This is a genomic window from Exiguobacterium sp. s141 (assembly GCF_018618085.1).
Lineage (GTDB): Bacteria > Bacillota > Bacilli > Exiguobacteriales > Exiguobacteriaceae > Exiguobacterium > Exiguobacterium mexicanum_A.
In genome coordinates, this window is record NZ_JACSLJ010000029.1 from 1 (window position 1) to 202 (window position 202).

The following is a 202-nucleotide window of genomic DNA, read 5'->3' on the forward strand; positions in this document are numbered from 1 at the left end:
TATCCTCACAGGGGGAGACCCCCAACTACTTTCGGCGCTGAAGCGCTTAACTTCCGTGTTCGGCATGGGAACGGGTGTGGCCGCTTCGCCATCGCCACCAGACAAGAGAGATCGTTCTCTCAAAACTGAAGACTCATCAATTCACTCAAACCGTTAGACTAGATCAAAGCCTCGACCGATTAGTATCATTCAGCTCCACACG

The 202-nt window shown here is 52.0% G+C and carries 1 rRNA gene; it reads right to left on the reverse strand.

The features are described from left to right. Nucleotides 1-102 (reverse strand): 5S ribosomal RNA (gene rrf, locus KNP74_RS14890); the annotation flags it as partial. Nucleotides 103-202 lie beyond the last annotated feature (100 nt).